Source organism: Prevotella sp. C0026C3 (assembly GCF_056590795.1).
In genome coordinates this window covers 56,397-80,889 of record NZ_JBWPWW010000009.1, presented here as the reverse complement: position 1 = coordinate 80,889, position 24,493 = coordinate 56,397, and the positions used below count along the sequence as shown (strand labels likewise).

At 43.6% G+C, this 24,493-nt stretch carries 27 protein-coding genes, 1 tRNA gene and 1 pseudogene; 13 read left to right on the top strand and 16 right to left on the bottom strand.

Annotation, left to right across the window (positions count from 1 at the left end):
- Window positions 1-3 precede the first annotated feature (3 nt).
- The gene (locus tag AC1EK4_RS07425; protein ID WP_480357658.1) at window positions 4-864 is read right to left on the bottom strand and encodes an urea transporter; all 861 of its coding nucleotides are present in this window, start codon (window positions 862-864) and stop codon (window positions 4-6) included.
- 318 nt (window positions 865-1,182) lie between these two features.
- On the opposite strand from AC1EK4_RS07425, the pseudogene AC1EK4_RS07420 reads away from it, so the two are divergent.
- Window positions 1,183-1,521: pseudogene (locus AC1EK4_RS07420) on the top strand (alanine dehydrogenase); the annotation flags it as partial.
- Window positions 1,522-1,660: 139 nt separating this feature from the next.
- On the opposite strand, the gene AC1EK4_RS07415 reads toward AC1EK4_RS07420, so the two are convergent.
- The 11 genes from AC1EK4_RS07415 to AC1EK4_RS07365 all read right to left on the bottom strand — a co-directional run bounded on the left by AC1EK4_RS07415 (window position 1,661) and on the right by AC1EK4_RS07365 (window position 10,270).
- On the bottom strand, window positions 1,661-2,863 hold the full coding sequence (locus AC1EK4_RS07415) for a tetratricopeptide repeat protein (RefSeq protein ID WP_062434540.1): 1,203 nt from the start codon (window positions 2,861-2,863) through the stop codon (window positions 1,661-1,663).
- Window positions 2,864-3,006: 143 nt separating this feature from the next.
- Window positions 3,007-3,582, bottom strand: a complete 576-nt coding sequence (locus AC1EK4_RS07410) for a leucine-rich repeat domain-containing protein (protein WP_197421744.1) — start codon at window positions 3,580-3,582, stop codon at window positions 3,007-3,009.
- Window positions 3,539-3,868 (bottom strand): hypothetical protein, encoded by a 330-nt coding sequence (locus tag AC1EK4_RS07405; protein ID WP_062434545.1) that lies wholly within the window; start codon window positions 3,866-3,868, stop codon window positions 3,539-3,541. Before AC1EK4_RS07405 ends, AC1EK4_RS07410 begins: the two co-directional genes overlap by 44 nt.
- A 326-nt stretch (window positions 3,869-4,194) precedes the next feature.
- Window positions 4,195-5,079, bottom strand: a complete 885-nt coding sequence (locus AC1EK4_RS07400) for a carbon-nitrogen hydrolase (protein ID WP_062434548.1) — start codon at window positions 5,077-5,079, stop codon at window positions 4,195-4,197.
- Between the two features lie 29 nt (window positions 5,080-5,108).
- Window positions 5,109-6,152, bottom strand: coding sequence for an agmatine deiminase family protein (locus AC1EK4_RS07395; protein ID WP_062434551.1), 1,044 nt, complete (start codon window positions 6,150-6,152; stop codon window positions 5,109-5,111).
- A gap of 144 nt (window positions 6,153-6,296) precedes the next feature.
- Window positions 6,297-7,019, bottom strand: a complete 723-nt coding sequence (locus AC1EK4_RS07390; protein WP_480357654.1) for a DsbA family oxidoreductase — start codon at window positions 7,017-7,019, stop codon at window positions 6,297-6,299.
- An 81-nt stretch (window positions 7,020-7,100) separates the two neighbouring features.
- Window positions 7,101-7,174: transfer RNA gene (locus AC1EK4_RS07385), tRNA-His, on the bottom strand.
- Between the two features lie 84 nt (window positions 7,175-7,258).
- Entirely contained in the window at window positions 7,259-7,654 is a 396-nt protein-coding gene (gene secG, locus AC1EK4_RS07380; RefSeq protein ID WP_036900210.1) for a preprotein translocase subunit SecG, read from the bottom strand.
- Window positions 7,651-8,433, bottom strand: coding sequence for a hypothetical protein (locus AC1EK4_RS07375; protein ID WP_036900212.1), 783 nt, complete (start codon window positions 8,431-8,433; stop codon window positions 7,651-7,653). The genes secG and AC1EK4_RS07375 overlap by 4 nt, the downstream gene beginning before the upstream one ends.
- A gap of 69 nt (window positions 8,434-8,502) precedes the next feature.
- On the bottom strand, window positions 8,503-8,979 hold the full coding sequence (locus AC1EK4_RS07370; RefSeq protein WP_369793991.1) for an LptE family protein: 477 nt from the start codon (window positions 8,977-8,979) through the stop codon (window positions 8,503-8,505).
- 40 nt (window positions 8,980-9,019) lie between these two features.
- Window positions 9,020-10,270: a sigma-54 interaction domain-containing protein gene (locus AC1EK4_RS07365; RefSeq protein ID WP_036900213.1), complete on the bottom strand. Its 1,251-nt coding sequence runs from the start codon at window positions 10,268-10,270 to the stop codon at window positions 9,020-9,022.
- A gap of 523 nt (window positions 10,271-10,793) precedes the next feature.
- On the opposite strand from AC1EK4_RS07365, the gene AC1EK4_RS07360 reads away from it, so the two are divergent.
- The 5 genes from AC1EK4_RS07360 to AC1EK4_RS07340 all read left to right on the top strand — a co-directional run bounded on the left by AC1EK4_RS07360 (window position 10,794) and on the right by AC1EK4_RS07340 (window position 14,822).
- The gene (locus AC1EK4_RS07360) at window positions 10,794-11,420 is read left to right on the top strand and encodes an ABC transporter ATP-binding protein (protein ID WP_480357651.1); all 627 of its coding nucleotides are present in this window, start codon (window positions 10,794-10,796) and stop codon (window positions 11,418-11,420) included.
- A 27-nt stretch (window positions 11,421-11,447) separates the two neighbouring features.
- The gene (locus tag AC1EK4_RS07355; protein ID WP_036900243.1) at window positions 11,448-12,218 is read left to right on the top strand and encodes an ABC transporter permease; all 771 of its coding nucleotides are present in this window, start codon (window positions 11,448-11,450) and stop codon (window positions 12,216-12,218) included.
- A gap of 27 nt (window positions 12,219-12,245) precedes the next feature.
- A complete protein-coding gene (locus tag AC1EK4_RS07350; RefSeq protein WP_480357649.1) occupies window positions 12,246-13,115 on the top strand; it encodes a DNA/RNA non-specific endonuclease in 870 nt (289 codons plus the stop codon).
- A gap of 84 nt (window positions 13,116-13,199) precedes the next feature.
- Window positions 13,200-13,988, top strand: coding sequence for a Nif3-like dinuclear metal center hexameric protein (locus AC1EK4_RS07345; RefSeq protein ID WP_036900217.1), 789 nt, complete (start codon window positions 13,200-13,202; stop codon window positions 13,986-13,988).
- Between the two features lie 3 nt (window positions 13,989-13,991).
- Window positions 13,992-14,822 (top strand): zinc ribbon domain-containing protein, encoded by an 831-nt coding sequence (locus AC1EK4_RS07340; protein WP_036900218.1) that lies wholly within the window; start codon window positions 13,992-13,994, stop codon window positions 14,820-14,822.
- Window positions 14,823-14,968: 146 nt separating this feature from the next.
- Here the strand turns inward: AC1EK4_RS07340 and AC1EK4_RS07335 are convergent, their stop codons facing one another.
- Window positions 14,969-15,772, bottom strand: a complete 804-nt coding sequence (locus AC1EK4_RS07335) for a TerB family tellurite resistance protein (RefSeq protein ID WP_480357645.1) — start codon at window positions 15,770-15,772, stop codon at window positions 14,969-14,971.
- A gap of 347 nt (window positions 15,773-16,119) precedes the next feature.
- Here AC1EK4_RS07335 and AC1EK4_RS07330 point away from each other — a divergent pair, with 347 nt between their 5' ends.
- Together AC1EK4_RS07330 and AC1EK4_RS07325 are read left to right on the top strand one after the other, a co-directional pair.
- Window positions 16,120-16,593 carry a helix-turn-helix domain-containing protein gene (locus AC1EK4_RS07330; protein WP_036900222.1) on the top strand — a complete coding sequence of 158 codons (474 nt, stop codon included), beginning with the start codon at window positions 16,120-16,122 and terminating at the stop codon, window positions 16,591-16,593.
- Window positions 16,594-16,753: 160 nt separating this feature from the next.
- Window positions 16,754-17,215 (top strand): HD domain-containing protein, encoded by a 462-nt coding sequence (locus tag AC1EK4_RS07325; RefSeq protein WP_036900223.1) that lies wholly within the window; start codon window positions 16,754-16,756, stop codon window positions 17,213-17,215.
- A gap of 115 nt (window positions 17,216-17,330) precedes the next feature.
- Here AC1EK4_RS07325 and AC1EK4_RS07320 read toward each other — a convergent pair whose 3' ends face one another.
- Window positions 17,331-17,783 (bottom strand): type I restriction enzyme HsdR N-terminal domain-containing protein, encoded by a 453-nt coding sequence (locus AC1EK4_RS07320; protein WP_480357642.1) that lies wholly within the window; start codon window positions 17,781-17,783, stop codon window positions 17,331-17,333.
- Window positions 17,784-17,825: 42 nt separating this feature from the next.
- Between AC1EK4_RS07320 and holA the strand changes: the two genes are divergently transcribed.
- From holA to AC1EK4_RS07300, 4 genes are all read left to right on the top strand, one after another.
- Window positions 17,826-18,857 carry a DNA polymerase III subunit delta gene (holA, locus tag AC1EK4_RS07315; protein ID WP_480357640.1) on the top strand — a complete coding sequence of 344 codons (1,032 nt, stop codon included), beginning with the start codon at window positions 17,826-17,828 and terminating at the stop codon, window positions 18,855-18,857.
- 777 nt (window positions 18,858-19,634) lie between these two features.
- Entirely contained in the window at window positions 19,635-20,099 is a 465-nt protein-coding gene (locus AC1EK4_RS07310) for a helix-turn-helix domain-containing protein (RefSeq protein WP_480357638.1), read from the top strand.
- Between the two features lie 118 nt (window positions 20,100-20,217).
- The gene (locus tag AC1EK4_RS07305) at window positions 20,218-20,994 is read left to right on the top strand and encodes a dihydroorotate dehydrogenase electron transfer subunit (RefSeq protein ID WP_036900228.1); all 777 of its coding nucleotides are present in this window, start codon (window positions 20,218-20,220) and stop codon (window positions 20,992-20,994) included.
- Window positions 20,982-21,890 carry a dihydroorotate dehydrogenase gene (locus AC1EK4_RS07300; RefSeq protein ID WP_062434572.1) on the top strand — a complete coding sequence of 303 codons (909 nt, stop codon included), beginning with the start codon at window positions 20,982-20,984 and terminating at the stop codon, window positions 21,888-21,890. Before AC1EK4_RS07305 ends, AC1EK4_RS07300 begins: the two co-directional genes overlap by 13 nt.
- 160 nt (window positions 21,891-22,050) lie before the next feature.
- Here the strand turns inward: AC1EK4_RS07300 and aroC are convergent, their stop codons facing one another.
- Entirely contained in the window at window positions 22,051-23,127 is a 1,077-nt protein-coding gene (aroC, locus tag AC1EK4_RS07295) for a chorismate synthase (protein WP_062434575.1), read from the bottom strand.
- A gap of 27 nt (window positions 23,128-23,154) precedes the next feature.
- On the bottom strand, window positions 23,155-23,787 hold the full coding sequence (locus AC1EK4_RS07290; protein ID WP_062434577.1) for an FKBP-type peptidyl-prolyl cis-trans isomerase: 633 nt from the start codon (window positions 23,785-23,787) through the stop codon (window positions 23,155-23,157).
- A 271-nt stretch (window positions 23,788-24,058) separates the two neighbouring features.
- Between AC1EK4_RS07290 and AC1EK4_RS07285 the strand changes: the two genes are divergently transcribed.
- Window positions 24,059-24,421, top strand: coding sequence for a hypothetical protein (locus AC1EK4_RS07285; RefSeq protein WP_036900738.1), 363 nt, complete (start codon window positions 24,059-24,061; stop codon window positions 24,419-24,421).
- Window positions 24,422-24,493 lie beyond the last annotated feature (72 nt).

The following is a 24,493-nucleotide window of genomic DNA, read 5'->3' as shown; positions in this document are numbered from 1 at the left end:
TTTTTAGTCTTGTTTGGTTTGGACTACGAAAGTATGATACAAAGCCACTAACCACACCGACAACACAAAAGGTGCGGTGAGCGTGACAAACCCCATGTGCAAACCTGCATACTGCATCAGCAACGAGAGTAGCAAGGCTATCAATGCTTTGACGTGAGTACACGAGCCAACGCCAAGAATGTTGGTAACTGCCAAAACCGCAAGTATGGCATTGTAGCCATACATACCGCTGTTCACCGAGGTGGTACTGACAAACGGCACGCTCACCACGGCGAGACACAGTCCGCAGGCGACAAGCGACTCCACGCCCATCTTCCGTGAATTGACACAAATGGCAAGAAGAAACAACAAACCTGTGAGCAGGTTGTTGCCTTGAAGCATGATTTGTCCAAAGCTCAGTGAGGCGGCTCTAATCAGCGAGAAACTTTCCGCAGTACCAGCAGCTGTCGTTGCTGGCAGCTGTAGCTGTGGAAAAACGTGACTCAACAGCAGCATTGCCCAGGTGATGAGTATGAAGGGTGCGGTGAGCGTAGGTACAAACCGTTGCCGCTCGAACAGTCGCGTCACCAGCGCAGACAGCACACATGCCACTACCATGAGCAAAACAGAGGCGGCATGAATGGGCATGAAACAGGGTACAGCAATACCTACCAGCGCAGCGTTGAAGCCATACAAGCCGTTCTGAATATTTTTAGCGTCATATCGAAGGGCAACAGCTGTACATGTGCCGATGGCACTACCAGCCAAAGCAAATATGCACATGAGGAGGGAGTTGCAACCAATACCTGCAAGCATAAGTGCGCCCGACAGCGCATTGCCTTGAAACATGACTTGTCCCACACCACGGAATATACTTTTCATCATCTGCATTGAGTTGTCACTTAAGAAGTGTTTTTGTTCGTTTCAGCGCACAAAATTACGTAAAAGTTACAATATATACGTAAAAGAGAACTAAAAAACGGGAATATAATCCTTAACGACTCTCCTTATTCACGAAATAAGAGTAAAAGTGTACATTATCATCTGTAATCGACCCTCGGTCTAAGGTGTAGATCGAGGGTCGATTACAGATGATAATATGGAGTCAAAGAACCTATTGAGCCGGAATATCCGCTCATCAAGCGCAACCAGTTGGTGTTCACTTATTTCCATTTTGCATGCGATAGGCCATTGACCGATGCCATGTTGCAGCCGGGAACGGTGCTCGTAGATGTGGCAATAGACCAAGGGGGATGCTTTGAGACGTCGCGTCCGACAAGCCATACCAATCCCGTGTATACGGTTGATGGCATTGTGCACTATGCAGTGGCTAATATTCCGGGTGCTGTGCCCCACACTTCTACTACGGCATTGACCAATGCCACGTTACGTTATGCACTGGCTTTGGCCGATAAAGGATGGCAACAGGCATGTCGAGATGATGAGGCTTTGTATCGTGGGCTGAACATCGTGAATGGCAAGGTCGTGTTTAAGGCGGTGGCCGATGCCTTTGGTTTGCCTTATGAACCGTTGAAGTTGTAGTGGGATTGAATCGTTAATGAAGCGAAGATAATATATTATGGTAGAGCCGGAGTGTACTCTGTTTTGAGGTAAAAAATAACCACGAACTCATGTTCGTGGTTAAAAATATTAGAGAAATCAATAACGAAAGTGCTTTATATTAATTCGTCAATGGTGTCGTCCCGTTCTTTTGCTCGTCTTTTGCCAGTTGGGCGTAGTTCTTCTCTAATTGCTTATTGAATTCTTCGGGACTTTTTTGATATAGGTTTAGATACTTGTCCATCTCCTTGACTGGTTTCTTGAGAATTTTCTTGTTGGCACTATAGTGATTGAGGGCTGCGATGATGGCATATTTATATAGGTCGAGCGAGAATTCTTTGGTGCCGTTTTTGATGGCATACTCGGCACATCCTGCGGAATAACTGGTAAAGAATGGAATTGCATTTTCTTTGTTGAACATCTTAGCTTCAGCCTCTCCTAGTTTGATAGTAACGAGGTCGGTGGTGATGGTCCAGTTCATAATATACTGCGAGGCATCGCCCATTTGCTCGGCCGAGAGGAGATGATGTAGGTAATAATCGCAATATCTGAGCATGTCGTTCTTATGCTTTGTACATGCTTCCACGGTTTTAAATTCCATCATCGGAGGTAGATCTGCCTTGCCGGCTTTGGTCTCTTCGGTGAGCGTCTTGATGCGGTCGGCCAGTTTGTTGGCCTTGTCCATCTCATCGTTCATCTTGTAATATTTCTCTAGATAGGATACCTCGTCGAGATATTGCTGGGAATGTTCGCCGTAGAGTTGCTTTAATATGCCCAAAGCACGCAATTCGTACTTCACGGCATCGGCATGCAAACCCTCGAAAGAAGAGTTTTCGGCCACGTGCATGAGTATCACTGCCATGTCGTGATTGTTTTCTAGCTTGGTCTCATATATCTTTAATGCTTTCTTGGAATTATCCAATGCTGCTTTCGTATCTTTGGCCGTGCCTTGATACAGAGCCAGATTGTCGAGTAGAAAGGCGTATTGTGCGTCCTCATTGCTGACGTATTGGCCATATATGTCGGCTGCTTCTTGGGCAGTAGCTATGGCCTTTTCCAGTTGGTTGAGACGATACTGGCATTTGCCAAGTTGTACTAGAGACATGGCGTATGTCTTACTATGTGCATTGTTTGCTTCTTTAAAAAGGTTCAGAATCTTCTGCATGACCTCGCCTGCTTGCTTGAATTTCTCTTGTTTGAAGAGTTGGATGTACTCTGGAGCCAATTTGTCGGCAGCCTTAATCTTGGTAGAATCGACAGTATTTTGTGCATTGATGGCCAATGCGCAGAATACCATCAGATTAATAAGGAATAATTTTCTCATGATGATTTGGATTTGATAGATTTCAAATCCAAAGATAAATAAAAAGTATATATAAAAAAAATATTCCCTGAAAAAGTTTTCAGGGAATATTTTGATTCACTATCTGTAGATTCTCTAAAGGGATAGAGATACCAGAATATGTATTATTTTACAATCACTTTCTTCGTACTTCCGTCGCTCATCTTTATGATTTGGATGCCTTTAGTAGTTGCGGTTGCACGCTTGCCATCGAGCGTGTAGCGTGCAACTTCTTTTACTTCGGTTTTAGCTACAACATCGTTGATGCCTGTAGTGACCTTGGTGAAGGGCTTCCATAGTGGATGTGCGGCATATTCTTCCGCAGCATCTTTGTCAATAGTTAGCTTGCAATTGGCATATTTAAGATTATGAAACGTGCTCTCGTCAATGGCTGGAGGAGTGATAGCAGCCACACGAAGGTCGGTAATAGGGCAAACAGCGAAAGCTCCTTTGCCTAGCTTCGTGAGGCTTTTGGGCAAATTGATATCCTCTAGTGATCCACATGAGGAGAAAGCATATTCACCTATACGTTGTAGTTTCTCACCGAATACTACTTTTTTTAGTCTACTATTATTAGACAAAGCTTGACTTTCGATTTCTGTTAATGCATCGGGGAGCACGAGTGTTACCAAGCGTGTGCTTACAAATATATTGGTTTTAAGTGTATTTGCCTCTTTCTGTATATTGTCCTTTGTTGCCAAATGGATGGTGTTCGTCTTTATCTATGGTGGCTTCTTTTAGGTCAAGATGGTCAAGGCTTGCCTCTTTTACCTGTTCATCATCGCCATTTAACCCAACCATTTCGCACAATACACGCATGTCTTCACCGTTGAGAGGACCCACAACTTTTAAATCTGTAATGGTGAGATAGTTTTCTGGAAGTACTGTTTTGAGTCTTTTTGTTTTGTCAAGTTTAGCAGTAAAGGTTTCTGCATGTGAGCCGATTGCGAGTAAAACGCATAACGTGAGCATGTAAATTTTTCTCATAAACTCTGTTTCTATTAAGGTGGGCTCTAATAATTAGCTTTGTTATAGATAGCAACTGTTTGTAAAATCCAATCCAGTATGTGGCAAAGCGTAATCCATTTATCATTATTTGTTATTGTGGTGGTAATTATTAGAACCCACCTTTGTTAATTACTTATGTCCGTATCCTGAAGTGCCAACCCTCTTTCTAATTCCCAATTGGTATTAAGCATGTGTGATATTAGTTACCTTTATGGGGGAAGTTGCTACTCTTCGACTGCACCGGTGCGTATTTTGGCAATACTTGCTCTCCAGTGTACGCCATCTCATTGCTCCGTCTATCTTTGTCAATCTATGAATCGTTTCGTTATGTCACCGTAATTTTCAATGCGTCGGTCGCGAAGGAAAGGCCACCAGCGGCGTACATCTTCACTATGATCAAGGTCAATATCCATGACTATGCTCTCTTCATCGTCGTCGCAAGCACGGTAATGTATCTCTCCTTGTGGGCCGGCAACGAAACTTGAACCCCAGAACTGGATGCCTTCGGTCTGTCTGGAAGGGTCGGGTTCAAAGCCAACTCGGTTGACTGCCACTACAGGGAGGCCATTAGCAACGGCATGACCACGCATAACGGTAGTCCAAGCTTCGCGCTGTCGCTGCTGTTCTTCAGCCGTATCGCTGGCCGCATAACCTATGGCTGTGGGATAGATAAGCATGTCTGCTCCTTGCAAAGCCATGAGTCGGGCTGCTTCCGGATACCATTGATCCCAACATACTAGTACACCAAGTTTGCCTATAGAGGTTTGGATGGGATGGAAACCGAGGTCTCCGGGGGTGAAATAAAACTTCTCGTAGTAGGCAGGGTCGTCTGGAATGTGCATCTTACGGTACTTGCCGGCGATGCTACCATCGCGCTCTATCACCACAGCTGTATTGTGATAAAGTCCCGGAGCGCGTTTCTCGAAGAGCGAAGTGACGATGACGACACCATATTCGCGTGCCAACCGGCCGTAAAAGTCAGTCGAAGGACCGGGTATCGGTTCTGCTAAATCGAAGTTGGCAACATCTTCTACTTGGCAAAAATAGAGCGAGTTGTGCAACTCCTGTAGGATGATGAGTTGTGCACCGCGGCGTGCCAAGTCGGCTATTTCGGTGGCAATGCGTGCTATGTTGTTCTCAATATCAGCCACATTGTGCTGTTGTAAGAATCCTATTCTGATTTCTCTCATGTGCTATAAAAATAAATGGAGGAATGAATTTAAATGACTCCGATGGGGAATTGCATCGTCAAGCAATGCAGAGAACCGTGTTGTCTAATGACGGTACGGGCGTCTATACCCACTATTTCATGTTCCGGGAAGGCTTCACGGATAGTCTCTATCGCTCTTTGATCGTTGTCTGGTTGAGCATAGGTGGGGCAGATAACAGCCCTGTTGAGTATCACAAAGTTGGCATAAGTGGCTGGCAGTCGCTCTCCATCGTCGTAGATAGCGGTGGGCATAGGTAGCTTTAGCAATCTATAAGGTTCGCCCTCGCTTGTTCGGAGCGATTGTAACTGTTTCTCAAGGGCTTTGAAATCGGCATATTGTTCGTCGCTCTCGTCGTCACACCCTACATATAATAAAGTGTCGTTGGGAGCACATCGCACGATGGTATCTATGTGTCCGTCGGTGTCATCGCCCACCAAATTGCCGTGGTCGAGCCACACAATGCGCTCAGCATGTAGCTGTTGGCGAAGCCGTTGCTCTATTTCGGCTTGTGTAAGCGGTTGGTTACGATGTGGAGCCATGAGACATTGAGAGGTGGTAAATACCGTTCTCGCACCATCACACTCTATACTTCCGCCTTCCAACACGAAGTCGGTGTGGTCTTCAAGCGTTCCTTGGAGGATGCCGTGTGCCGACAATTGGCGAGTAATAGCATTGTCTTTCTCCCACAGGAACTTCTCGCCCCATCCGTTAAACTTGTAATCCAACAATACAGGGTGCCCATCGTGCAGGAGTGTGATAGCCCCATGATCGCGTGCCCATGTATCGTTTGTAGGGCATTCGAAGAAGATGACGCGCTCCATTTGTGTGGTAGACAACTTGTTCTCTAGCAATGTTCGCACCTTAGAAGTATTGGGTGAGACCACTAATAGCTTCTCGTGCAGCGTGATGACTTGAGCCATTTGCACAAAGGTATTGGTGATGTCATCTAGATAAGGCAGCCAATCGGTATCTCCATGTGGCCACGTCAATTGGATAGCACTTTGTTCGTACCACTCTGCTGGAAGCGTATATGTAGCGTTCGTATCTGTCATTTGAAATGTATTATGACTGCAAATATAGCGAATTTATTTATGAAAGAGAATAGCTTATAATATAATATGGTGCATATATATAAAACAAAAATCCCTCATTGAGGGATTGATTTCTTTATTTTGGTCCCTCAATGAGGGAATTAGCTAGTTGCAACCATGAATTCCGCAAGCCTTGCCGTCGGTATCGATGTCGGCATTCGGGGCTTTACCTTCATAGGCGTTTTCGAGCAACTGTAGGATTTCGCCTACCGTCTTTGCACCATTTATGTTGAATTGACGGTTCACAACATAGGCTGGAATATACTCGAACTCAATCTTCCATGCGTCATCTTCCTCTTGTTTTACATCTTCTTCGTAACGGTTACTGGTCAATACGGACTGCACCTCTTCGCTGGGTAGGCCGACTTCGGCAGCTGCCTGAATCAATACTTGATGGTTGGCCACATTCTTGGCTTCAATGAAATAAGCGTGGAACAAGGCTTCCAACAACTCAGCACGTTTTCCATATACATCGGCCAAAACGGCTAATCGATGTGCATCATGGGTACTTACTCGTTTAAGATGCTCTATATCGTAGTCAAGTCCATCACCGGCTGCATAGTCTTTCACTTCGTATAGATGCTTTAAAGTCATGATACTTTCGGCATCACCTTTGGCCTTTGCTTCTTCTATCATGGATAGCTCGGTGTCTTTTGGGGCATCAGGATTCAGTTCAAAAGCACGGAATTGCACATTCACCTCGTCGCGATGGATGAAATTTTTCATTGCTTGGGCGAAGCGACGTTCACCGATATAACAGTAAGGGCACGCGATGTCGTACCATATTTCCACGTTTAATTTCTTGTCTTGTTGATTGATTCTTTCCATGATTTCCTCCTTGAAAAGTGATATGATGTACATTATAAAAAAGAAAGGAGCTATTCTGTAGTAGAATAACTCCTTTTCTTGGGTGGACGGTGGGACTCGAACCCACGACATTCAGAACCACAATCTGACGCTCTAACCAACTGAACTACGCCCACCATGTTGCTTTCTTTCTTAAAAGCGAGTGCAAAGGTAGCAGAATTATTTGAACTCGCCAAATAAATCTGCTACTTTTTGCAGAATTATTTTGCAGGAGTCGTTGGAGCCTTAGGAGCAGCAGCCGGTGTACCCTGTTGGCCACTAGCGGCCGGAGCTGTCTGCTGTTGGCTGGCGCCAAAGCCCTGTGTATTGGTAGGATTGGTAGTCTGAGTCTCTGTTGCACTCTGCTCCATAACGCTCTGGTCGGTTGTTGCCTGAGGAGCTACATAGGCACAAACGATGCTGAAGAGAACCATAGCTGCAGCGAGTCCCCAAGTGGTTTTCTCTACGACATCAGTGGTTTTGCGAACACCCATGATGGTGTTTGAAGAGGAGAAATTAGACGATAGACCACCGCCCTTTGACTCCTGAATCAATACGACAGCAACCATGAGGATGGATGCCAAAACTATCAGAATTACGAAAAGTGTGTAAATCATTTTGTTGTTATTTTGTTTTTATTGTTTATTATCAATTTTTCTAAGAATCGTATTTGGTCTGCAAAGTAAGCATTTTTTTTTGGATAATTCAAATCTAAACGCTTAATTATTTCGAGAGCTTTCTCATATCTACCTTGTTTAATATAGATCTTGGCCAGTGTTTCGGTGAAATATCCCTCATCGGTAGGACTCGATTCGTCATCAGAAGTGTCTTCTATCTCAGGTACGAATTCCGGTTCTTCTTTCAGTTGAATTTTCCCTTTTTCATTATTAATGAAGTTATCGATGAGGCTTTGGCCTCGTAATTGGGGCTTATCCTCGCCCTCGACAATGTGTTCTTCTTCCGTTTCTGTCTCCAATAAGTAGGCCACGTAGTCCACAGCTGCGTCGGCCGGAGTGGGTTTGCGCTTTGCTTTCCTGTCGGTCTCCTGTTCTTTTTCCGAGGGGATGGAATCCAAGAAACTGTCGATAAGTGCTGTGGTGCGGTCTTCCAAAGGCTGCTCTTCTTGTTTGTTTTTAGCTGTGAGAGCCGACCGTTGAGGGCGAATTTTGTAGTGAGTGGCCTCAATCATGTCGAAAATTTTGCGACGGTCGGTCATATAGAGAGCAGCACTACGCAATTCTTCGTCGAAAGTTGCATCGTGTAGTAAATAGAGATTCTGCAACATCAGCAGACGTGCGGTCTGGTAATAGGGGTGTAGTGCCAGCAGACTTCGGAGATCGTAGAGGGTCTCCTTGTCCATCAGTTCCGGATGTTGTATGAGCTGTTGAATTTCCATTTCTATTTTTCGCAGTGCTGTCTTTGGCGCTTTGAGCGTATAAGACAACTGTGCTTTCCTTATATGATATTACCAGTTGGCTACTGTTGCGTTGAATATTTGTTCAGTTATGTCTTCAATCATCTGTGTTACTAGTTCCTCTTGTACCGAGTTCAAGCTTCGTGTAGACTCGTAAGTGGCGGTAGATGTGAACGAACGTTCAAAGTCTTCGTGATGGTTCACACGGTTTGTAAAGCGTACATTCACCGTGATAGACAATTCTACTTGGGCTGATTTACCTTCGCTTGATACCGATTTGTTGCGCTGGTTGTATTGCGAAATCTCACCTTCTATCTTCAAGTCGCCGTTGCGTTTCACTTGAATGAGGCGAGTGTGGTCGGCAAATTTATCTTTCAGTTTGTTGTTGAACATCGACGCCATAGGTCCCCACACGTAGCTACTACGAATAGGGAACTCGACGATCTGAATGGTCTTGGTCTTCGTATAGTCGATGCTCGAACCGTTAAACTTGTAACTGATGGAGCATGCGGAGAGCAATAAAGCCATGCATAGCGTGATGGCTGCTGCCTTTCGAGGGTGTTGTAAACTATTTATTGCTTTCCAAACCATATTGTTTGATTCTTCTATAGAGTGTTCTGTCGGATATTCCTAGTTCTATGGCAGCCTTTTTTCGGTTGCCTCCATTGCGCTCCAAGGCTTTCTCAACCATCTGTCGGCCAAGGTCGCTCAAGTTCAAACTCTCCGGTTCTTCTATCTCTTCGGCCACCGCTTCTTCTGCCGCCGTGCCTCTAGGAGCTGCTACCACGGGATAAGGTGTGGCTGTGGCGGGTATCAATGGAGCGTCGTTTACGGGTAGTGTACTATTGAATCCGCCTGCTCCGGCTAGATGGTGGAGCTCGTCGAACTGCTTGCGCAGGTTGTTCATGTCGCGACGTAGGTCGCCCACATTGCCCCGTAGCTCGTACAATATCTTATAAAGTATCTCGCGTTCGCTCTCGTATGAGTGTGCACCGGGCTTGGCTATGGTGGCCAACTGCGTACTCTCCACATCTTGGGGAATAAAGTGTAGCAGGGTCTCTTCGTCTATTTCGCGCTTCTCACTGAGTATAGACATCTGCTCGGTGATGTTTTTGAGCTGGCGGACGTTGCCCGGCCACTTATATTTGAGCATGATTTGTTTGGCTCCGTCGGTCAGTGTTACCTTGGGAAGTCGATACTTCTCGGCCATTTGCATGGCAAACAAGCGAAACAACAAAATAATGTCTTCGCCACGAGAGCGTAGTGGCGGCATTTGAATAGGAATGGTGTTCAAACGATAAAATAGGTCTTCGCGGAAGCGACCTTCGCTCACTGCCTTGCGCATATTTACGTTGGTGGCTGCCACAATGCGTACATCCGTCTTCATAATTTTCTGTCCGCCCACGCGAATATATTCTCCTGTTTCGAGTACGCGTAGCAGTCGAGCCTGTGTGGCAAGCGGCAGTTCACCCACCTCATCAAGGAAGATGGTACCCTTGTTGGCCGTACCGAAGTAGCCTTCGCTTTCGCCTATGGCTCCTGTGAACGAACCTTTCTCGTGTCCGAACAGCTCGCTGTCAATGGTACCTTCGGGAATTGAACCACAGTTGATGGCGAAATACTTCTCTCGGCGACGCGGAGAATTGTCGTGAATCACGCGTGGTACAATCTCTTTACCCACACCGCTTTCACCTATTATCAATACGCTCAAGTCGGTAGGTGCCACCTGTAGGGCGACATCTAAGGCTCTGTTCAATCCGTCGCAGTTGCCGACGATATTGTAACGTTGCTTTATCTTTTGCAGTTCGGATGTATTCATTGGATGACAAAATTACGCATTTTATTCCAAAGGTCTGTAATTTTGGCAGTTTATTTATCTATTTTTAGGTAACAATCTTGTGTAGGTAAAGGTGACAAACTAAAAAACTCATCATGCTGCATAGCCGAGGCAATGTTGCTGCCGAGCCCATGCAGCATTGCTGAAAAGCCGAGACAGCGATGCTGAGGAGGCGCTGCAATAACCTCACCCCAGCCCTCTCCCAAAGAGAGGGAGAATATTTAGATTTACAAGTGGACGAGTTGAGATTTCTGTTTTTAAGTCTTTGAGTTGATGAGTTCTTTGTTTTCTTTCTCTTTTGGGGAAAGTTCGGGGTGGGGGTTATAGCACAGGAGACGGTGTACACACCATATTTACAAAGCTAATAAAAGAGCTTTTGCCAGTCTGTAAGGGTGAATGCCGTTAACATAATCCTGCCGACGAGTTGTCAATAAAGTTTTGTAGAGTTGGCATGATAATCATTTTTTATCTTTAACTTTGCATACAGTATCATTTGCTATTGGTAATGTTAGAGATAAAAGATCCATCGCTGACGCTTGGTGGCCGCGAGTTGCTGAGTCCTCACCACTCATTCATCGTGTATGAGGGGGAGATACTGTGTGTCACAGGTGGCGAGGGGAGTGGTAAAACGACGCTGTTGCGTGTGTTGATGGGATTGCAACCGCTTGATAGGGGATTTGTGAATACCGATGGAGATTTGCTTGATGAGCGGTCGGCACCGTATTTACGTAGAGAGATGGGGTATGTTCCGCAATATTTGGATTTACCCGATGAGACGGTGGAGCAGTTGATAGAAGAATATCTCTACATGCAGGTGAATGCTTCCCACCGCTTGAATCAAGACCATGTGTTGGCACAATGGCGAGCCATGGGCATTGATAAGGCTTATTACCAGAAGTGTGTGAAAGATGTGCCACGCGGCATGTTGCAATGGATCATGATAAGCCTTATCGCAGTAACGAAAAAGAAATATGTGCTTGTAGACGAATGGGACGCATCGTTGAATCGTCAGTTGGTGATGATGGCATTGCGGCAGATGGCTGATAATGGGGCTGCCGTGGTGGTCGTAAGCAACGATGGAACCATCTATTCGGGCTGTCAGAAGCATGTGGCATTGAGTGAATGGAGATAGAGTAAACGAGATATAATATTGTAAGAAATGGCTATAACGATAGGAGGAATGATTTTTGGATTGGTATTATTGTTGATACCACTGTTCGTGATATACCAATTTAATTTGGGATTGATGCGTCAATTGGCAGTATCGGTGGGCAAGATGATAGTCTATGTAGGGCTGCTGGGCGTTTTTGTCAATGTACTGATGAAGTGGAACAGCGTTACGTTGAATATCCTTTGGGTGCTCTTGGTGGCGGTATTGGCATCGGCATCGGTTTTGACGCGGGCTAAATTGAGTGTAGCGCGATTCATAATTCCTACTTCCATCGGGCTGTTTACAGCTGCTATCGTGGTGGGGGTGTATTTTGTTTTCCTAGTTTTGAATTCGCAGAGTCCGCTGAGTGCGCAGATATTCTTACCATTGACGGGATTGCTTTTGGGTTCAATGCTCGAAGTAAATGCTAAAGCACTACATATATATTATATAGGTATAAGAAACCATCATCAGCTTTATGACTATCTGTTGGGTAATGGAGCCACGCATGGTGAGGCCGTGAACTACTTCATTCGCAGGGCTTTACAACGCAGTTTGACACCTTGTCTCGCTCAGATGGGGCTGCTCGTGGTGGCTCATGCACCTGTAATGATGTGGATGTTGTTGCTAGCCGGCGTCGATACATGGACGGCTGTAGGACTCGAAGTCCTCGTGCATGTGGCAGCGTTGGCGGGTGTTTGCATCTCGATGGTGGTAACGTTGTTTGTGGCTCGCAAGTATGCCTTCGATGGATATGGCCGTTTGAAGAATGTGGCATAGAGCCTCTCATGTTGTAATTTGAATCCGATGAAAAGATATTTATTGAGTATATACGCCTTTGTAGGCATCTCTTTGTTGTGCGGTTGTCAGTTTGGTAAGGCAGGACATAGGCAGTTGATGCCCGGTATCAGCAAGGATAAAGAGGCATGGGCGAGCAATGAAAGGGTAGAAGAGGAAGTTGAAAGGAAAGTAGGAAGTGAGCCTGTAGTGGTTGATACTGGCATGCTTATACAGAAAACTCCAGTCGGTTTACCTGCTCAGATACTCCATCGGACGGGCTATGTGGTGTCTTATAACCCGGAAACGCGTATTCCTAACTGGGTGGCATGGGAATTGACGGCCGACCATACAAGGGGGCCTTACAAGCGTAAAGGAATCGAATTTCACTCTGATGATGAGGCTGAAGGGCCACGAGTAGATACGTATGACTATGCACGTTCGGGCTATGACCGTGGTCACATGTGCCCTTCGGGCGATAATAAGTGGAGCAGGCAGGCGCAGGAAGAATCGTTCTTACTGACCAATGTGTGTCCGCAAAACCATCAACTCAATACCGGTGACTGGAATGAATTAGAAATGCAATGCCGGCGATGGGCACAAGAATTTGGTCGTGTGTATGTAGTTGCCGGACCAATTCTGTTCGATAAGAAACATAAGACGATTGGTCGGAACAAGGTAACTGTGCCTGAGGCCTTCTTTAAAGTGGTTCTGTGTATGGAGGGAACGCCTAAGGCTATCGGGTTTATTTATCGCAATGAGAGTGGAAACAGACCCAAAGGAGACTACGTAAACTCCATCGATCAAATAGAACGAATTACGGGTATTGACTTTTTCTCGGCTTTGCCCGATGATATTGAGGCCAAAGTGGAGAAGGAAGCCGACCTAAATGAATGGTAAATATTAAAACTTGTTAACTATAATTGGTTGGAGTTGATAATGTAAATAAAAAACTGTATCTTTGCCATTCGCAAAGTGCTGAATATGAAAATAAAACAGGTGGTTGATGCCCTTGAACGATTCGCGCCTCTGCCCTTGCAAGAAGACTACGATAATGCCGGCTTACAAGTAGGATTAACAGAAGCGGAAATTTCAGGGGCTTTATTGTGTCTAGACGTTACGCCCAAGGTTGTTGACGAAGCCATAGCGCTTGGTTGCAATCTCATAGTGTCTCATCATCCCCTTATTTTCCATAAACTGCGCTGCTTGACAGATGAAAACGAGGTGCAATTGACGGTTCGTAAGGCCATCGAAAATCACGTGGCTATCATGTCGATGCATACGAATATAGATAGCGCTATGGGTGGTGTAAACTTCAAGATTGCGCAGAAAATGGGGCTTGTGAACCCTGTCTTCTTCGGTAAAACGAAGACCGTTGATGGAGTAGATGGTGGTGAAGGCGTTGTAGCGGAATTTGAATCACCGGTGGCGGCAGACGATTTGGTGTTGCTCTTGAAACGTACTTTCGATGTGGAATGCGTGATGTGCAATCAATTATTACGCCGTCCTATCAAGCGAGTGGCTATCTGTGGTGGTGCAGGCTCGTTCTTGTTGGACGATGCTATAGCCGCGGGAGCTGATGCATTCATTACCGGTGAGATGCACTATCACGAGTATTTTGGGCATGACCAAGAGATACAAATTGCTGTCATCGGTCATTATCAGAGCGAACAATATACCAACGAAATATTTAAATCAATCATAGAGGAGGCGTGTCCGGGAGTAGTTTGCTATCTCGCAAAGACGAATACGAATCCTATAATTTACTTATAATATATGGCAAAGAAAGATCCTACAGACTTGTCAGTAGAGGAAAAGCTGAAGACCCTCTATCAGTTGCAGGCCACATTGAGTGGTATTGATGAGAAGAAAGCGCTCCGTGGAGAGCTTCCACTCGAAGTTCAGGACCTCGAAGATGAGCTAGAAGGCTTGAATACTCGCGTTGAAAAGATAGAGTCAGAGATACGCGAATTCAAGGACGCAATGGCTCAAAAGAAAGAAGAAATTGCTAAGGCTGAAATTAGTGTAAACCGTTATCAGGAGCAACTTAACGATGTTAAGAACAATCGTGAGTACGATACATTGACCAAAGAGATTGAGTTTCAGTCGTTGGAAATCGAACTTTGCAACAAGAAAATCAAAGAGGCTCTCATCAAAATCGAGGAAAAGAAGGCCGGTTTGGAGCAGACTCAAGCTTTGATTTCAGAACGTGAGGCCGATTTGGAGCATAAGAAGAGCGAGTTGGAAGAAATCATGCAAGAGACTCGTGAAGAAGAAGATAGACTGAAAGCAAAAGCAAAAGATTTGGAAACAAAGATTGAATCACGTCTGCTTTCCAGCTTCAAGCGTATTCGTAAGAATGCCCGTAACGGTCTTGGAATCGTGTATGTACAGCGCGATGCTTGCGGTGGTTGCTTCAATAAGATACCGCCACAGCGCCAGCTTGACATCAAAATGCACAAGAAAATCATCGTTTGCGAATATTGCGGACGTATCATGGTTGACCCGGAATTGGCAGGTGTAAAGCCTGAGCATGCAGAAATGGAGGAGAAACCGAAGCGTAAGCGTGCCATCCGTAAGACCAAGAAAGAGGAAGAAGAGGATTAATTAGTTCTCTATAAGGAAGGGTATTGGTATACAATGATACCCTTTTCAAATGAAAAGACATAGGATTTAGCGATGTATCTATGCCGATATTCGGCTGTTATGGAAGCATTGGTAAATCTTATGTCTTTTTGTTTTTTATACGCGATTTACAATCCACGAGCCTTGTAAATCTTTTCTTTAGCCTCGTTTATTTCCTGTAATTTTATCTCAGCCGCTTTACGAATATCCTCTCCGAGGGCTGCCACGCGATCAGGATGATGCTTGAGTGCCATCTTGCGGTAGGCTACTTTTATCTCCTCATCGGTGGCATGCGGAGTGATACCCAATACTTGATAAGCTGCATCGAGGTTGTTTTTGCCGATGTTGAGCAGCGAGTTGATATCTTCGTGATCCATACCGAGCTGCCTACCCATGAATCGAATAGCCTCTATTTCGGCTGTTACGACACTGCCGTCTGCTTGCGCTATCATCAGCAAAAAGTGGAGTAGTTGCAATCGTTGGGCGTAGTCCATGTTCATGGCAATCTGTCTGCACGAGTCGGCGATGATGTTTCGATAAGCAATATCGCCCATTTGTTTCTGCTGTTCAAACAGTCTTCGCATGATTTGGTCGCCTTGTTGTACGGCAGACTCGCCGAAATTCTGGCGTAGGAAGTTGCGTACCAACTCCATTTCAGAGTGCATTACCTTGCCATCGGCTTTCACCTCGTACGATGCAAGTACCAATAATGAGAATAGAAAGGAGTTTCGTTGTCCCTCATACGACTGTTGATATGCGTATTGATGAGCTGAATGTTGCTGGTCGTTCGTGTACCTCGGTTCGTTATCAGGCGTATTGACAGCGTCCAATCCGGCATCGAAGAGGGCGCCAAGTGCAAATCCTGCGAGTGCACCGAGCGGTCCCGCGTTGATAAAACCAAGAAATCCTCCTATCCATTTTCCTATTGCCATAGTGTGTTACGATTGTTGTAAGTAAATCTGAGTGGCATTTTCAAAGTGCTTACTCGTTGATGTTGTTGTATAATAAGGTTGTCATTGACAACTGATGGAGTGAGTGCAAAATGTATGCCATTTGTTGAAAATTGTATCATATTGCCCGAAGTAAAGCTCATAGAGGTTTTGAAAGTGAATAAAGGTAGACTACCTTGCAATTTCAAAGAAATGTGCAAAGTGAGTTTAATAATCAAAAAAAATAAACTAAGATGGTGAGATGTGTCAAATATTTACTAATTTTGTCGGTCATGTTAGGTATTACCACTGTATGAAGTGGATTTAAGGTAATTAAGTTTTAGCGGAAGATGGCAAAGTATAATATCAAAGAAAAAAAAGAGAAGAAAGCGGCTTACCGCACGTACATGAATCCCGATGTAAAGGACGATTTGTATGAAAAGATTCGTAATAAGATTGTATTGGAAGCTAAGTATAAGGATAAGGCTTACAGCGCAAGGCAACTTGCCAGCGATCTTGCTACCAATGTAAGGTATATTTCGGCAGTATGTGCCGATCGTTTTCATATGAATTATTGCGAATTAGTGAATTCTTATCGCATTAACGAGGCCATGAGTATTTTGGCAGACAGGCGTTATGCCAAGTTGAGAATGGAAGATGTGAGTGAGATGGTAGGATTCTCTAATCGTCAAAGTTTTTATAGTGCATTCTTTAAGTTACAGGGCAAGACTCCTCGTCAGTATAAGAAGGAGTTTTTGAAGGTAGAACCTGCGGCTGAAAAGAAGCAGGGGCGTCGTGGTAGACCGGCTAAACAGGCGGTCTAAGTACGAACGGAAAGTATTAATAAACAGCATCAAGGGCATGGCCGACGGATTTGTCGGTCGTGCCCTTTTCTTTTTATGTTACTTGTAATAAAAAGCGATTGGAAGAGAACACTTATCAACTTATTTTGCTATATTTGTGAAGTTATTAAAATATGCGACTATGAGAAATGTTGATATTCTTTGTGCTAAGGCTATGAAATTGGCCGGTGAGAAGCATCAAGGGCAAACCGATAAAGGGGGAGCTAAGTATGTGGAGCATGTGAAACGTGTGGCTGCTCGCTGCTATGCGGATGAAACGAAGATTGTAGCGTGGCTTCATGATCTGCTGGAGGATACGGATGTGACGCCTGACTATTTGCTTTCGATGGGATTTCCGCAAGAAGTTGTAGACGATGTTTTGGCTGTGACTCGGCAAGAAGGAGAGAGTTATGCTGATTTCATTTTGCGAGTAGAGCAGTCTGAACGGGGCAAAGAGGTGAAGATAGCCGACTTGGAAGACAACATGGATATACGTAGATTGAACGATTTATCAGAAGAGGATTGCCGGCGATTGCGCAAATATTTGCATAGTTGGAGGTATCTTCGAGGCTTGGAAAAGGATACCAGTAAGATATTAGATTAGTACTCTTGTTTTGCTGCAAGGGGATGTCAGCATCGCTGCGAAGCCTCGCCAGCGTTTTTGCAGTGGTTTGGCAGTGATACTGATAAGCCTCTGCAGTGAGTGAAGAGTTAGGAGTTTATCCCATTTCTGTGTACATCGGTATGTCTTGAAGGAAGACATATCGGTGATTTTTGTAGTCCATTTTACAGCAATAATGTTGTAAGCCATTGCTTACAACGAGGTAATCTACATGTAGAATGAGATTGTAAACGGATATTTGGTCGAATACTTTCTGTGTGAGCGTAATATGGGGTGCTTTGTATTCTACAATCATACGCGGGTGTAACAACGTGTCGTATAATATGCTATCTGCACGCAATGTCTTGTTACCTACGTTGAGTTTTACCTCGTTGGCCAGCAGGGTAGCGGGGTAACCTTTGTGTTCTATTAGAAAATGTACGAAGTGTTGTCTCACCCATTCCTCCGGTGTCAAGGCTACATAGCGGCGTCTGAGCAGGTCGAAAATGGTCGGCTTGTCTTGTGTGCCCGACAATTTTATGGGGTATGGAGGCAGGTTTAATGGAATCATTTTCTTAACTTTGTGGATAACTACGACAAAGTTAAGTAAAAAATGGCTGAAAAACGACAAGCAGGAATTTCTTATGAAACATTGATGCGTGACCTCGTGGCTCGCAAATTTTCACCTATTTATATATTGATGGGCGATGAATCGTTCTATATAGATAAGATAGCAGACTATATAGCCGACCACGTATTGCAGCCGGAAGAGCGTGATTTCAACCAAACAGTGGTGTTTGGAGCTGATGTTACGGGTGCTCAGGTGGTTGATTTGGCAAAAGGTTATCCCATGATGGCGGAATATCGATTGGTCATTGTGAAAGAGGCTAAAGATATGAAAGGTGCAGATGCACTGGAAAAGTATGTGGAAAAACCTGTGAAGTCGACCATTTTGGTACTCTGTCATAAGAATGGGACGCTTGACCGACGTAAGAAATGGGTAGGGAAAGCGGAAGCTGCCGGTGTAGTTTTTGAAAGTAAGAAGTTGAAAGACTATCAGCTTCCCGGTTTTATCACTTCGTACTTGTCGGCTAGGAAAGCAACGATTGAACAGAAAGCGTCGCAGATGATTGCCGATCATGTGGGTGCTGACTTGCATCGTTTGACTTCGGAATTGGATAAAGTGTTAATTTCTCTTTCGGCTGATGATAGGAGAGTGACCCCTGAAATTGTTGAAAGAGAAATTGGAGTGAGCAAAGATTTCAATGCATTCGAGTTGAAAAATGCTATCATAAATCGTGACATTTATAAAGCAAATCAAATTATTAATTATTTTGACAAAAACCCTAAGTCTGGTTCACTCTATGCTTTCTTGCCATTACTGTTCTCTTTCTTCGAAAATTTAATGATTGCTCACTATGCTCCAAACAAAACTAATGAAGGAGAGTTGGCTCGACATTTAGATCTTAGGAGTATGTGGGCAGTGAAAGATTACCTCGCTGGTATGAGAAATTATACAGCGATGAAAACTCTCCAGATAATTTCTAAAATAAGAGAAATAGATGGTAAAAGTAAGGGATTGGACAATCCAAACACCTCTGCAGGTGACCTGATGAAAGAGCTTATTTTCTATATTTTGCACTAAAACGGTCATTTTTATCTCTTATTTTCTCTAGAATGAGTGCTCTTCAAGAGCACTTTTTTTATGCCTAAATGCTTTGTTATAGGGGATTTAGGTCTATTTTCCCCCCTCTGAAAATCGCATATATGTAGCTTTTCGGCCACTTGTTAGGAATATGGCAGCCACGCTTGTTTTGTCATATTTACCCTCTTGTATCTTTTTTATTCACGTTTGTTTGCATTTAGAAAGCTGTATAGGATGGTCGTTATTTAGATTTTGAAATCTAAATATGTAAACACAAGAGAATAAGAATGATTGTTTTATATTGTAAATTAGATTTGTTGATACGAATATATGAATCAAAATATATAAATATATGTATGTATACAAATATTTATTCGATGCATTTATATTGATTATAATGTGTTGATAACTAGTTATTTATGTATTTGTAATAAACTAAATGCCATGAAGTTTATGCGAAATATTGGGCTATATAGGATGTAATATACACTATTTAAACTATGTTACAACTGTAAGTTGCTGTATATCATATAATTATTTGTTTATATTAAATAGAAAATTTGCTAAGTAATACTAGATTCAATTTACAATATACAAAACCGAAGTATACCCTAGGCAATCATGGTATTGAAATTTGAATATTTAAAAATACAAATATTAAATTTAGACTTTAAAAAACTATATTAGACTGTTGGTGATGTGTTTTTTTTACTTTACCTTTGTAAAGTTAACGTCAATGCCCTATTTTGGGGGCTTACTCACCAAATTGAAGCAATTATGAAGGATAGAATTAGGAATATTATGGAGAGTCGAAAAATGACTCAACAAGAATTTGCAGAATTTATTGGGATGTCTCCGGCATCGTTGAGTAGTATTTTTAATGGACGTACTCGTCCGACACTCAATATTGTAGAAGCCATCAAAAATAAAATTCCCAGTATCTCTACTGATTGGTTGATGTTTGGTACTGGGACGATGTATGAATCAGAGAGCAGTAATGTTGAACAGTCAAAGGAGGAAACTCACTCCTCCACTGCTAGTGGTATGTTGGATTTTTCGGCTCAGGGTGAAATTCCAACACCTGATCTCTTTACCGATACGTCTGCTCAACGTGTGCCTAAAATGACTCCAAATCAAGCTAAAAATATTATTAATATTCTTGACAAAAAGACTCGTAGAATAACAGAAATAAGAATCTTTTTTGACGATAAGACATGGGAGACGTTTGTCCCTAAGGAATAGTTGATTTATGACTTTTGCTATTTGCACCTTATTATATATATAAGTGTAGAATTCAATCTGAATATTTTGATTTGGCTTTAAATTAAGTTATCTTTGCAGATACATACCAAAAGCATCGATGAAAAAATACGTTTTAGACCTTCGGGTTTCTTCTGTAGAGGCTTTGAGCGATAAGCATGTGCTTATTAAATTGACTGCTTCACAGGCTTTACCTGATATGCTTCCCGGACAATTTGTTGAAGTTCGTGTAGACAATTCGCCTTCTACATTTCTTCGGCGTCCTATTTCCATTTGTTTTGTAGATAGAGATAGCAATGAGTTGTGGCTTCTAGTGGCTGCCATAGGCGACGGAACACGTCAATTAGCGCGTCTGAATACAGGTGATATGGTGAACTGTGTATTGCCGCTTGGTACCAGTTTCTCTATGCCGGCATCTGCTGATAAGAAGGTGTTGTTGATTGGTGGCGGTGTGGGGGTAGCCCCGTTGCTGTTCTGGGGAAAAGCATTGAAGGATATGGGGTGTGAGGCTACGTTCATTCTAGGCGCTCGTTCTGCGAAAGATGTGTTGCTTCTAGACGAGTTTAATAAGTATGGGCGTGTGTGTGTAACGACCGAGGACGGCTGTATGGGAGAGCGAGGTTTTGTGACCAATCATTCTGTCTTGGTGGCTGAAAAGTTCGACCAGATTGGTACGTGTGGGCCAAAGCCTATGATGTTGAGTGTGGCTCGATATGCCCATGAGCATCAAATTATGTGCGAAGTATCGCTAGAAAACCAGATGGCTTGCGGTCTTGGAGCGTGTCTTTGTTGTGTAGAGAAGACCGATGAAGGCAATGTATGTGTGTGCAAAGAAGGTCCGGTGATGAATATTAATCGATTATTATGGCAGCTTTAGGAGTCAAGATAGGTGGTTTGTCGTTGAAGAATCCGGTGATGACGGCTTCCGGAACGTTTGGTTATGGGGTTGAGTTTGCTGATTTCGTACCGCTCAATGAACTTGGTGGTATTGTGGTAAAAGGGACGACTTTGGTTTCTCGTGAGGGCAATGATTATCCTCGTATGGCCGAAACTGCGATGGGTATGCTCAACTGTGTGGGGCTTCAGAACAAAGGGGTGGACTACTTTTGTGAGCATATCTATCCTGAAATTAAGGATATTGATACCAATATGATAGTCAATGTGAGTGGCAGTTCACCGGAGAATTATGCTGAATGTGCTGCTCGTCTGAACGATTTGGAGTGTATTCCGGCGATAGAGTTGAATGTAAGTTGCCCCAATGTGAAAGATGGAGGGATGGCTTTCGGTACGACATGTGCCGGTGCTGCCAGTGTCGTAAAGGCTGTGCGTGAGGCTTACCATAAACCTATTATCGTGAAACTTTCGCCCAATGTGTCGAATATTGCGGACATTGCGCGTGCTTGTGAAGCTGAGGGAGCCGATAGTGTGTCGCTTATCAATACACTCATGGGAATGGCTGTGGATATAGAAAAGCGTAAACCGCTGTTGAGTATTCGTACCGGTGGACTCAGTGGGCCGGCTGTAAAGCCCGTTGCTTTACGTATGGTGTACGATGTATATCATGCAGTAAAGATTCCTGTAGTGGGAATGGGAGGCATCTCTACGGCCAAAGATGCGATAGAATTTATGATGTGTGGTGCTACGGCGGTGGAGATAGGAGTGGCTAACTTTATCGATCCTGCTGTCACAATCAAGGTGCGTAATGGTATTGAAGCGTGGCTTGATGAGCATGGTATTGCTGATGTGAATGAGATAATTGGCGCAATAGAATAAAAAAATGAGGGTGGCTTATGAGCCACCCTCAACCAACACAAAAACTAAACTAGACTTTACTAAACACATTATTGGAATCTCTCGATTCCGCAAATTGTTGTTGTAAATTTCATATAATTTTGTAGATAAAGCCTTGTAGTAAGGTCTTTTTTCTTCGCTTTTACCATTTAACGGCGCGATTCAGTAGATAGTTGTCGAGTAAAACCATGGCGGTCATGGCCTCTACGATAGGTACTGCGCGTGGTAAGACGCATGAATCGTGACGTCCACGTACGTCAAGTATCGCAGCATTTCCTTGTTTGTCCACTGTATTTTGCGGCATTAAGATAGTTGCAACAGGCTTGAATGCCACTCTAAAGTAAATGTCTTGGCCGTTGCTGATACCACCTTGGATGCCACCACTACGGTTGGTTGCAGTAGTAATTTGGTCATCGACATTGATGAATTCGTCGTTTTGCTGACTTCCTCGTGCCGATACGCCATTGAATCCTTCGCCATATTCAAAACCTTTGACAGCATTGATAGTGAGCATGGCACCCCCTAATTGGGCATGGAGTTTACCAAATTCGGGTTCTCCCAATCCTATGGGGCAACCCTTTATCATGCATGTGATGATGCCGCCAACGGTATCTCCTTGTTTTTTAACGCTTCTAATGAGTTCTTCCATCTTTGCAGCTACCTCTTGGTCGGGACACCTTACAGGGTTGTCTTCAATCTTAGAGAGGTCGTATTTGCGATAGTCTCTGTCCAAAGCAATGTCGCCTACCTGCGAAGTATAGGCTTTGATGTCGATGTCCAGTTGCTTGAGAGCAAGCTTGGCAAGCGCTCCTCCAACGACTCTGGCAAGTGTGATACGAGCCGAAGAGCGCCCTCCGCCACGATGATCTCGATTCCCATACTTGTTGTAATAGGTGTAATCTGCATGTGAAGGACGGAAAAGATTGCGCATATTGTCGTAATCTTTGGAGTGCTGATTGCGATTACGAACCTCAAAACCAATCGGAGCACCGGTCGATTTTCCCTCAAATATGCCACTTAAAAACTCTACTTGGTCGAATTCTTTGCGGTCGGTAGTAATCTTGCTTTGTCCCGGACGGCGTCGATTGAGTTCGTTTTGGATAAACTCAAGGTCTATCTCTATACCGGCCGGAAAACCGTCTATGATACCGCCAACAGCGATACCGTGGCTTTCACCAAATGTGGTGAGGGTGAAAATATTTCCAAAAGTATTTCTCATATTGCTTTGAATATGATGGGAGTGTGACTATTCATCATGATGATGGCAGCTGCATTCACCATCGTGATGGTGCTTTCCACAGCATCCTTCATCGTGTTCATGGTGATGCCCACAGCCACCTTCGCCATGTTCATGGTTGTGATTGCAGCTTCCGCAGTTACATCCTTCACCACTCAGGCGATTGATCATGCCTTCAATTTCTTCGTTTGTAGCTTCGCGTGATTCTACTATGTGCCCCTTGAAGTTGAGTTGCTTGCCGGCAAGAGGATGATTCAAATCCATCTTTACGGTTGAATCTGTAATCTCCAATACATGTCCCATGAATCTGTTTCCATCTTCATTCTGTAGTGGAACAATTGCATCTACGAAGATATTCTCATGGTCGAAGTGTCCATTAATGCTGAAAATGCTCTTATCTAAGTCCAATACACGCTCTTCTTCGAACTCTCCGTAAGCTTCATCGGAAGTGAGGGTGAAATCGAATTCAGCTCCTTTTTCCAAGTCAATTACAGATTTCTCAAACTTATCAAGCGTGACACCGAATCCGCTAATAAATTGGAATGGTTTCCCTACGGTAGCTTCTTCTACCATTTCTAGCTCTTCGCCGTCGATGGTTGTTAGCTTGTATGCAACAGCAATATACTTGTTGTTATTTTCCATTTTCTAATATATAATTAATAATATGGGTATAATGGTACAAAGGTACAAATAAAAAACGAGATAAGCGATGGTGCTTATGCAAACTTGCAGAATCTATATTTTATGATTATATAAATGTTACAATCTGTAATTATAATATTGATTCAAATCAATAAAAGATGCTGTTATCGCAAACAATTTGATAGATTGGTTGTGAAAAAGGGCGGTCTTGTTATCTTTGCAATGTCAAAAGACAAAGGATAATAACAAAAATTAGAAAGGTAAAAAGATTATGAAGAAGATTGTTTTGACTATTGTAGCCATGCTAAGTATGACAATGGCTTTCGCAGAAGGAGAGAATACAAATGCAACTAACACTGTTGCTGCTTACAATATGAATGTAAACTTTAATAAGTTGGCTGATGCTTTGAGCCTCTCAATCGACCAGCTTGACGGTGTAAAAGACATTCATAAGACTTTCGCTGTAGAGATGATGAATGCTGCCAACGCTCCTGTTAGCGACCGTAAAGTCATGAAGGATAAGGCTATCGCAAAGGATTTGAAGTATATGCACTACGTTTTGGATGAGGGACAGTATCGCAAATACCTGATGTTGCTGAACACTACACTTAACAATCGTGGCATCAACAACTAATAAATAAAGGAAAATAAAAAGCTGCAAGCTTTCTAGTTACTAGATTGCTTGCAGTTTTTATTTTTATACGGT